Genomic DNA, 7,751 nt, shown 5'->3' on the forward strand with positions numbered 1-7,751 from the left:
TTCCTGTTCAGACGGCAGTAGGCTGGTCATGTTTGAATCGACACCAAAGTGGCGGAAGATCCTCCGGTAACGGGCGATAAACGCCAATCTCGGACCAAGCGCCAGGGGCATGAAAGTCACTGCCGGCAGTTACCAGCAGACCGAACTCACGAGCCAGAATGGCCAGACTACCCACCTGCTCCGCAGGTTGCAGACCATTAACCACCTCGATAGCGTGACCGCCAGCCTCAATATAGGCGGCGATCAGCTTACGACGTTTACTGCGGGTGAAATCATAATGCCAAGGGTGCGCCAGACTGACCCAGGCCCCGGACTCGCGTAAGGTCGCGACAGTTTCTTCCAGAGTAGGCCAATGCTGCTTGACGTCGCCCAGCTTGCCAGCGCCCAGCCATTTGCGGAATGCCTCGGCGCGATCTTTGACAAAACCGGCACTCACCATGAAGTCCGCGAAGTGCGGTCGCGCCGGAGCATTACCGCTGTCACCCAGCGCTTGCTGGATCGCACGAGCACCTTCCAGGGCCCCCGGCATACCTTTGATCGCTAATTTTCGGCTTATTTCTTCGGCGCGCAACCAGCGTCCATGGTGTAAACGGTCAATGGCATCGACCAATGCCGGGGCTTTCATATCAAAACCGTAGCCCAGAATGTGGACAGTTGCCCCACCCCAGGTGCAGGATAATTCCACCCCATTGACCAGCTGCATATTCAGCGCAAGCGCCGCAGTACGGGCCTCTTCGAGGCCTTCAAGGGTATCGTGATCAGTAAGGGCCAGGACCCGCACTCCGTTTTCATAAGCACGCGCAACCAGGACCGCGGGCGCGAGGGCGCCATCGGAAGCGGTGCTGTGGCAGTGCAGGTCAACATTCATAGGAGGCGCTTTCGCTGTCATTGATGTTTGTTATTATGCCGCCACATCCTGCTTCTGGCTGCCATTGTGAAACAATTCATCGACTTCATCCCGCTGCTCCTGTTTTTCATCGTCTACAAGATCGACCCCCGCGCCGTCGACATTCTGGGTCACAGCTTCATGGTAGGCGGAATTTTCAGCGCTACCGCGATGCTGATCATCAGCTCGCTCGTGGTCTACGGCATTTTGTTCATCACCCAGCGCAAACTGGAAAAAAGCCAATGGCTGACCCTGATCGCCTGCCTGGTGTTCGGCAGCCTGACCTTGGCCTTCCATAGCGAAGCCGTTCTTAAATGGAAGGCGCCAGTTGTGAACTGGCTGTTCGCCCTGGCATTCGCAGGCAGTCACTTCATCGGTGACCGCCCATTGATCCAGCGCATCATGGGCCATGCATTGACCCTGCCCCAGCCGATCTGGACCCGACTGAACATCGCCTGGGTCTTCTTCTTCCTGTTCTGCGGCACGGCCAATCTGTATGTGGCCTTCACCTATCAGGATTTCTGGGTAGATTTCAAAGTCTTCGGCAGCCTGGGCATGACCTTGCTGTTTCTGGTCGGCCAAGGGATATTCCTGGCCCGCCACATGCACGACGCGGACCCTTCCACTCCTAAAACCAAGGACTGACCATGCTTTACGCCATCATTGCTACAGACGTCGCCAATTCGCTCGAAAAACGCCTGGCTGCGCGGCCTGATCACCTGGCGCGGCTCGTCGCGCTCAAGGATGAAGGTCGAATGGTGTTGGCAGGTCCGAACCCGGCCATCGACAGCAACGACCCCGGTGCTGCCGGCTTCACTGGCAGCCTGATCGTCGCCGAGTTTGAATCCCTCAGCGCCGCACAGGCCTGGGCTGACGCCGATCCGTTCGTTGCCGCCGGCGTATACGCCAACGTCCTGGTCAAGCCGTTCAGACAAACCCTGCCGTAACAGGCTTGCGCAGGCGCCGCGCTCAATCATCGCGGCGCTTGCCGATTACCCTTTTCGCTTGCTCACTATTCTCGATAACCTGCCGACAACCTGCTGAACACTCAATAAAAATATAGGAGTTCAGATGCGTTCAGGTCCGTTGTGTCTGCTGTTGACCGTGCTAACCCTTGGGGTTACCGCCCAGGCTGACGAGTTATCCGGTGCCAACAACGCCAAGCTCCTATCGCCGAGCGCCAGCAGCCAGATCACCGAGTTGCAACAGCGCCTCAAAGAAAGCGAGCACCAGCGCGAAGAGTTGAGTAACCATATACAGGGTGTCGACACCGAACGCGAAAGCCCGCAACTCAGTCGCTTGCGCCTGGAAAACCAACGCCTCAAGTTGCAACTCAAAGAAGCACAGTCCGTCTTGCCTCCACGCATGTTTACGGATGAGCAACAATGGTTCGTTGTCGGGGGTGGAGTTGCGGTGATCGCCCTACTCTGCGGTATCTTTGCCAGTGGCTGGCGTAGACAGCGCCGTCAGTGGCTGAATTGAGTGAATCATGAGCGAACTGTTATTAATTGATGATGATCAGGAGCTCTGCGAGCTTCTGAGCAGTTGGCTGAGCCAGGAAGGCTTTCAGGTGCAGGCTTGCCACGACGGCCATAGCGCCAGACGCGCACTGGCTCAATCGCAACCCGCAGCCGTAGTGCTGGATGTGATGCTGCCCGATGGCAGCGGTCTGGAACTGCTCAAACAACTGCGCAACGATCACCCCGACTTGCCCGTGCTGATGCTGTCGGCCCGGGGCGAACCGCTGGACCGGATTCTCGGCCTGGAACTGGGCGCCGACGATTACCTGGCCAAACCCTGCGACCCTCGGGAGTTGACGGCACGCCTGCGCGCGGTTTTGCGCCGTAGCCATCCCCCGGCAGTGTCCAGTCAGCTCGAACTCGGCGACTTATGCTTCAGCCCCGTGCGCGGCGTGGTGATTATCGACGAGCATGAGTTCACGCTGACCGTCTCCGAAAGCCGCCTGCTCGAGGCGCTCCTGCGCCAACCCGGCGAACCGCTGGACAAGCAAGAGCTGGCGCAACTGGCACTGGGTCGCAAATTGACGCTCTATGATCGCAGCCTGGACATGCACATCAGCAACCTGCGCAAGAAGATCGGGCCTCATGCCGACGGCCGTCCACGAATCGTTGCGCTGCGCAGTCGCGGTTATTACTACAGTGTCTGAGGGCCTGCTTCTGTCAGTTTCAGGCCAGAAGCTCTTTACTCAAGCTTTACCGAGTGCTGACCGCCGCTGACCTTGATCTCCCTACACTGGCCTCAACCGGCAACGAGCCGGATTCGAGACAAGGAGATACACCGTGCGCAAGACTTTAATCGCCCTGCTGTTTGCTGCTTCGTTGCCTGCTATCGCGATGGCCGCGCCGCCAGAAGGCGGCATGGGTCACGGTGGCCCGGGCATGCATGGTCACAGCCCTTACAGCGAGCTGAACCTGACACCGGACCAACGCCAACAAATCGGCCGAATCATGTTTGAGCAAAAACGTAGCCGTGATGAAATCACCCAGCGTTATCTGCAAATGCTGCCACCAGCACAGCAGAAAAGCATGCAGGATGAGATCGACGCCAAACACACAAAGGCCCAAAGCGACGTCCGCGCACTGCTGAAACCTGATCAGCAAAAGCAGTTCGACGTGATCCAGCAAAAAGAAGCCCAACGTCGCGCAGAGCATGCCGAGTTCCAGACCTGGAAAGCCCAGAAAGCTCAGCAAGCCCAATAACGGCGAACCGACTCCTTACCCGCCCGATACGCTCACGTGTGTCGGGCTTTTATCGTTTGAGGTATTCACGTGCGTTCATTGTTCTGGCGAATCCTGGCCAGCTTCTGGTTAGCCATCGCCTTGGTTGCAGGCCTGTCTATTTTGCTCGGGCATATGCTCAATCAAGATGCGTGGATCCTCAGTCGCCATCCGGGCCTGGCCAACCTGGCGCAGAACTGGACCGAACTCTACGAAAACCAGGGCGAAGACGCTGCACAGGACTACCTGCAACAGAGTAAACGGCGCTATCACATTGACGTCCAGGTCCTTAACGAAAGCGGCGAGCCCTTGGTACGCGGGACGTTTCCGCCCCGTGCAGCGGCATTTGAAGCACGCCAACACAACGACCCCCGCCAATTACCGTGGCGTCGCCTGACCACCGAATACACCAGCCCGAAAACAGCCGAAACGTATTTACTGATCTACCGGATCCCCCACCCGGAACTTGACGCCTGGCACCGTGAAAGCCTGCTTTGGCCTCTCAGCGCCCTGGGCATTGCTTTGGTGGTGCTGACGTTGTTCAGCCTGCTGGTGACGCTGTCCATCACCCGCCCACTCAGCCGCCTGCGCAGTGCCGTGGATGACCTGGGGCAAACCACCTACCAACAGAACAGCCTTGCGCAACTGGCCAACCGCCGGGACGAGTTCGGCGTGCTGGCCACCGATTTCAACCGCATGGGCGCGCGCCTGCAGAGCCTGATCAGCAGCCAGCGTCAGTTATTGCGCGATGTGTCCCACGAGTTGCGCTCACCGCTCGCACGGCTGCGCATCGCATTGGCGCTGGCCGAACGTGCCGAACCGGCTGAGCGCGAGAAGCTCTGGCCGCGTCTGGCCCGCGAATGTGATCGGCTGGAAGCATTGATCAGCGAGATTCTCGTGCTGGCACGCCTGGACGCTGATTTTGGCACCGCAGAGCCCGTGGATCTGGACGCGCTGCTGCACCATTTACAAAGCGACGCCCTGCTCAACGTCCCGGAACAGGAGGTGCGGGTTTGGGTGCAAGACGGTGTCGAGTTGCAAGGCTGGCCCGACATGCTCGAGCGGGCGCTGGATAACCTGTTGCGCAATGCCCTGCGCTTCAACCCGGCAGGCCAAGCCATTGACTTGCAAGCGCAGTGCGAGGGTGGCCGATTGCTGATCAGCGTCCGTGACCATGGCCCCGGAGTGGCCTCGGAACACCTGTCTCAGCTAGGCGAACCCTTCTTCCGCGCCCCCGGCCAGAGCGCGCCGGGCCACGGCCTGGGACTCGCAATCGCCAAGCGTGCGGCCGAACGGCACGGCGGCTACCTGACCCTGACCAACCATCCCCAAGGCGGGTTCGTGGCGACGCTGGATCTACCTTTGGAGCCCGTTAACCCGGGTGCTTGAGCGGATGCCTTCGAATAAATTCGCGGGTCTTGGGCTGAACACCCATTCACTGTAGGTGCTGCCGAACGTTGCGATAAGCCCGGGTCGATATCGGACGTCAGGGCACATTTTATTATTTCCATTTCATTCACGCTAACGCCACGCCCCCCAAAACCGCCGTTCTCACGAACGGCGGTTTTTTTATGAGTCAACATTTCAGACCTTTCCCGCAACTCAGCGCGGATTTGACCTACAGACGATAAAAAACCTTTCGCCGAACATGCCTTGGACAACTCTCCTTACAAAAGGCAGGACAGCGGAATGCCAGCGTTAGCTCATCAGCCAGGCTTTAGCCTGACCACCGCCAGGCCTGGACGGAACCCTTTTGTCGTGGAGCTGCCCGGGAAATCGGGCTACCCCTTTATCTATCCCCGCAAAATGGAAGTGCCTCCTGTATGTCCAGTGCCTTGAATTCTGGTTCGATACGTCGCCGTCCGACGGTATGGGTGGCCGGCGTACTCGCCTGCCTTGCGCTGCAAGCGTGCAGCAAATCTCTGCCCGACCGACTGGGCGCGCCTATCGAGGGGTACAGCCACACCTCAGCGGCGATCAACTACTTCATGGTCAACGGCAACGGCGGGCCGAACATCGGCCCTTACGGCGGGGGCGGCAAGCAGAACTGCTGCGTGAGCCTGCCGCGCAAGTGGCATCCCGGCCTGACCGTGGTGGTCGAGTGGGAGAGGGATCCAAATACCGGTGACTCAGTTAACTGGCCCAAACCTCGCTACTCAGATGCTTGGCGAAAGGCTGCAAGAGAACACCAATCCAAATACACCCGCCATCGCGCCGTCGTGGAGGTGGCACCGTATGAGCAACTCGGCCTGGTCAATGTGCATTTTCTGCCTTGCGATCAAGTCAAGGTCGCCGCCAGTCCTAGCTACCACGGTCGCCCCAATCATCCCTACAACTACCCCCTCAAGATGGAAGTCCCTGCCAAATGTCCATTACCTTGAATTCAGGTTCTCAACGCCCGGCCTCGGCGCCTTTAACGCCGACCCCGCCGTTCCCAAAAGAGGGGGCTGCTGCCGCGCACATCCGAGGATGTGGCGCTTAACTACCGCACACAGTATCGGCCCAAACTGTTGGCGGCCTATGCGGCTAAACGGGCCGCCAAGGCGGCGGGTGAAACCTATTCCGGCGCGCCGTGCATCAATGTGCTGAACATCACCTTGTGTTTCGACGGCACCAACAACCACGAACCCTCGGACAAACTCGGTCAACCCCCGAGCACCAGCAACGTCGCACGGCTTTACCACGCCAGCGTCGGCGCCAACTCAGGCACAGAGCAGAGCCGGGCGAACACAAACGGGTTTTACGCCTATTACATTCAAGGGGTCGGCACCGAGTTCAAGGAAATCGGTGAGTTCGAACCACGAGACCTGGGGCTGATCGGCGCGGTCGGTGGCGAGAATCGGATCAATTGGGGTATTACGCGCCTGCTGGATGCGGTAGGCCGGGCCTGCGGAGAAGACCCGATAGCCGTGGATGCAGCCTTCGAGCTGGTGCAAAAAATGGGCACCTCGTTCACTGAAGAGATGCTCGGCGCGACGTTGATCAAGAGTGGCGACAGCCGTCGGCAAGAGGCCCTCCACGCGCCGTTGCTGGCGCTGCAAAAAAAGGTCGACTACGTGCATGCGCGCAAGACCCAACCCAGAATCATCGGCCTGCGCCTGTACGTGTATGGCTTTTCCCGGGGCGCCGCCGAAGCCCGGGCCTTTGCCACCTGGCTGGAGAGCCTGACCCAAGTCGAGGTCGAGGGTGAAACCTGTTACCTGTTTGCCGGCCTGCCGATCTGCATTGCCTTCCTGGGCCTGTTCGACACCGTGTCCTCCACCGGCATGGCCTACGCGATGCCGTTCGCCGAGGGTCATATGGGGTGGGCCGATGACTCCATGCGCCTGTCGGACTCGGAGACGTTTCTGGAGCGCTGCGTGCATCTGGTCGCCGCCCACGAGCAACGCACCTGTTTCCCGGTGGACTCGATCCGGCGCAAGAACGACCCCGATGACCCGCGTTGCCCTTCGACCTACCGCGCCAATACGGTCGAATACCTGTACCCCGGCATGCACTCCGATGTCGGTGGTGGGTATTCGCCGGGCGATCAGGGCAAGTCACTGGGTGGCCCTCAGGACGTGATGTCACAAATCCCATTGCAGCACATGTACGCCGAAGCTTATGCCGTGGGTGCACCGTTACAGGCGCCGAAAGACGTGCTCAGCTACGAACAGAGACAGGTCTGGCCGTGGCTGGCAATGGCGGAAGAAACAGAAATCGTCTTCGACGTCTCCGAAACCCTCACTCACCGCTTCAACACCTGGCTAGCCCACCACAAAACCGGCCCGCTGGAAGACGCCTTGGCCGGTGAGCAGGCGCTACTGACGGGGTGGCGGATCAATCGTTATGGCAGTTTTCACTTCAGGACAACCTCCGCTTACCAGCATGTCACAGGCAAGGACATGACCCAGGAAGAGTGGGATGCCCTTAAAGCGCTGCATGAGCGACAGCTGGCCGAGAACAAGGCCAACCATGAGGGCCAACCGCTCAAGGAGTTGTCGGGCAGCACGCTGGCAACGCATCAGGAATATCGGGCGCTCAAACAGGGTTATGAACAACGCGTCGGCGCGGAAAACCCCATCGACTTTAATACCCATAAAGCCTTTGAACCCACGCTCGATCAGCGCCAGATGGACAGGGCCATG

The 7,751-nt window shown here is 59.3% G+C and carries 9 protein-coding genes; 8 read left to right on the forward strand and 1 reads right to left on the reverse strand.

The features are described from left to right. Positions 1-7: 7 nt before the first annotated feature. The gene (locus K0F75_RS24430) at positions 8-868 is read right to left on the reverse strand and encodes a PHP domain-containing protein (protein WP_219064534.1); all 861 of its coding nucleotides are present in this window, start codon (positions 866-868) and stop codon (positions 8-10) included. Between the two features lie 66 nt (positions 869-934). Here K0F75_RS24430 and K0F75_RS24435 point away from each other — a divergent pair, with 66 nt between their 5' ends. From K0F75_RS24435 to K0F75_RS24470, 8 genes are all read left to right on the forward strand, one after another. Further along, the gene (locus tag K0F75_RS24435) at positions 935-1,531 is read left to right on the forward strand and encodes a septation protein A (protein WP_219064535.1); all 597 of its coding nucleotides are present in this window, start codon (positions 935-937) and stop codon (positions 1,529-1,531) included. Between the two features lie 2 nt (positions 1,532-1,533). Further along, positions 1,534-1,833, forward strand: coding sequence for a YciI family protein (locus K0F75_RS24440; RefSeq protein ID WP_219064536.1), 300 nt, complete (start codon positions 1,534-1,536; stop codon positions 1,831-1,833). 124 nt (positions 1,834-1,957) lie between these two features. Next, a complete protein-coding gene (locus tag K0F75_RS24445; protein WP_219064537.1) occupies positions 1,958-2,368 on the forward strand; it encodes a translation initiation factor 2 in 411 nt (136 codons plus the stop codon). Positions 2,369-2,375: 7 nt separating this feature from the next. Continuing rightward, positions 2,376-3,053 (forward strand): response regulator transcription factor, encoded by a 678-nt coding sequence (locus K0F75_RS24450; protein WP_219064538.1) that lies wholly within the window; start codon positions 2,376-2,378, stop codon positions 3,051-3,053. A 133-nt stretch (positions 3,054-3,186) separates the two neighbouring features. Beyond that, entirely contained in the window at positions 3,187-3,606 is a 420-nt protein-coding gene (locus tag K0F75_RS24455) for an LTXXQ domain protein (protein ID WP_219064539.1), read from the forward strand. Between the two features lie 69 nt (positions 3,607-3,675). Continuing rightward, positions 3,676-5,013 carry a HAMP domain-containing sensor histidine kinase gene (locus tag K0F75_RS24460; RefSeq protein ID WP_219064540.1) on the forward strand — a complete coding sequence of 446 codons (1,338 nt, stop codon included), beginning with the start codon at positions 3,676-3,678 and terminating at the stop codon, positions 5,011-5,013. Positions 5,014-5,447: 434 nt separating this feature from the next. Next, on the forward strand, positions 5,448-6,005 hold the full coding sequence (locus K0F75_RS24465; RefSeq protein ID WP_219064541.1) for a DUF3304 domain-containing protein: 558 nt from the start codon (positions 5,448-5,450) through the stop codon (positions 6,003-6,005). A gap of 90 nt (positions 6,006-6,095) precedes the next feature. Continuing rightward, positions 6,096-7,751: DUF2235 domain-containing protein (locus K0F75_RS24470; RefSeq protein WP_257604479.1), on the forward strand; the 1,656-nt coding region annotated here is incomplete at its 3' end.

The sequence above is a fragment of the Pseudomonas sp. UMAB-08 genome (assembly GCF_900095225.1).
Classification (GTDB): domain Bacteria; phylum Pseudomonadota; class Gammaproteobacteria; order Pseudomonadales; family Pseudomonadaceae; genus Aquipseudomonas.

Bases quoted from the DNA above. Each gene is read 5' to 3' on its own strand.
- K0F75_RS24430 (WP_219064534.1), bottom strand. From the start codon at position 868: ATGAATGTTGACCTGCACTGCCACAGCACCGCTTCCGATGGCGCCCTC.
- K0F75_RS24440 (WP_219064536.1), top strand. From the start codon at position 1,534: ATGCTTTACGCCATCATTGCTACAGACGTCGCCAATTCGCTCGAAAAA.
- K0F75_RS24445 (WP_219064537.1), top strand. From the start codon at position 1,958: ATGCGTTCAGGTCCGTTGTGTCTGCTGTTGACCGTGCTAACCCTTGGG.
- K0F75_RS24450 (WP_219064538.1), top strand. From the start codon at position 2,376: ATGAGCGAACTGTTATTAATTGATGATGATCAGGAGCTCTGCGAGCTT.
- K0F75_RS24465 (WP_219064541.1), top strand. From the start codon at position 5,448: ATGTCCAGTGCCTTGAATTCTGGTTCGATACGTCGCCGTCCGACGGTA.